This is a genomic window from Psychrobacter sp. 1U2, from assembly GCF_051847575.1.
Genome location: NZ_JBPYDC010000140.1, coordinates 1 through 1658 on the forward strand (window position 1 = coordinate 1; position 1658 = coordinate 1658).

Here is a 1658-nt window from a genome sequence, read left to right on the forward strand (position 1 = left end):
CCCTCATGACCACAGCCAATGCTTATCCTGTTACTCAAACTATCCATACCATCGGTATCTTAGGCGGTGGTCAGCTCGGCATGATGCTCGCGCAAGCTGCTCTGCCACTCGGCTATCAATGTGTGTTTTTAGAAGACAACCATGATTGCCCTGCCAGTCTTTACGGGAAGGTATACAGTAGCCAGCAGTTAGACGATTTCATTGCTGCAGCCGATGTATTTACGTTAGAGTTTGAAAATACGCCCACAGCGACCGTCGAGAAGTTGGCAAGCCTTGCAGCGGTGGGTAAAAAACAAGGTATGTTTCCACCACCGATTGCCCTTGATATCGCTCAAGATCGCTTGAAAGAAAAGCAGATGTTTAATGATCTTGATATCGCTACGGTACCTTTTATGGCGGTAAGTACGCAGGCTGAATTAAAACAGGCTTGTGAGAAATCAGGCTTGCCTATTGTCCTCAAAACCAGTCGCGGTGGTTATGACGGTAAAGGTCAATATGTCATCAAGCAAGACAGCGATATCAAAGCCGCTTGGCAAGATCTTAAAGAGGCAGTCAGCGGTAAAGGCAGTTTAACGCCAACCCCAGCGCCTCTCATTGCAGAGGGCTTTGTTAACTTTAGCCGTGAAGTCTCTATCATCGCAGCACGCGCCCAAGACGGCAGTGTGCGCTGTTATGACTTGGTTGAAAACCATCATCACCATGGCATTTTGGCCAAGACCCAAGCACCTGCTGTTGGCACCAGTCATATTTTTAGCCAAGCAAAAGAAGCCATTACTACTGTCATGAACCATTTAGGTTATGTCGGAGTGATGGCACTAGAATTATTCGTTGCCAAAGACGCGCGTGGTCATGATTATTTACTTGCCAATGAAATTGCACCACGCGTACATAACTCTGGGCACTGGAGCATTGAAGGCGCTATCACTAGTCAATTTGAAAACCATGTCCGCGCAGTCGTTAACTTACCATTAGGCGATACAGATAACGTCCATCCTGCGATTATGGTCAACGTACTAGGACAGTATCCTGATATCAGTGCGGTGCTGGCTATCGATGGCGCGCATTATCATAGCTATCACAAGATGGAGCGTGAAGATCGTAAAATCGCCCACATCACTCTGATGCCTAACGATGTAACCGATTTAGAACCTTCAATGGCTAAATTGGTGGCAGTTTTACCTAATAAGGTTGGCTTAGATAAAGAGTATACGCCTATCCAAGAAAGTCAAAAACAGCAAAATGAGCCAGATAATCAAGATGCCACAGAGCTTGATGAAGAAAACGAAACGGCCATCAAAAGCACTGACATCGAAAACTCTGACATCGAAAATGCTGATTTAGCAAATAAAGACAGCCAAATGGATAGTGCGCCTGACGTTAAGACAAAGACAGAAAAGGCTAAAAGATAATGCAAATTTGGGTGGATGCTGATTCGGTACCATTGATTGCTAAAGACTTAATTATCAAAACTGCTGAGCGTACACAAACGGTGGCGATATTCGTCGCCAATCAGCCAATCAAACTGCGTAAGTCACCGCTGCTCGTCATGACAGTGGTGCCATCAGGGTTTGATAAAGCTGATGACTATATCGTAGAACAAATACAGCCAGGCGATTTGGCTATTACTAGCGATATCCCTTTAGCTAATGATATTTTGG

General features: G+C 45.2%; 2 protein-coding genes. Both read left to right on the forward strand.

The features are described from left to right. The first annotated feature begins 5 nt into the window (after window positions 1–5). Window positions 6–1409, forward strand: coding sequence for a 5-(carboxyamino)imidazole ribonucleotide synthase (locus ACS8FD_RS13905; RefSeq protein ID WP_439262852.1), 1404 nt, complete (start codon window positions 6–8; stop codon window positions 1407–1409). Continuing rightward, window positions 1409–1658, forward strand: a 250-nt coding sequence (locus ACS8FD_RS13910) for a DUF188 domain-containing protein (RefSeq protein ID WP_439276306.1), incomplete at its 3' end; no start/stop codon positions are given. The genes ACS8FD_RS13905 and ACS8FD_RS13910, both read left to right, overlap by 1 nt.

Coding starts and splice junctions, on each gene's coding strand:
- ACS8FD_RS13905 (WP_439262852.1), top strand. CDS start 6: ATGACCACAGCCAATGCTTATCCTGTTACTCAAACTATCCATACCATC.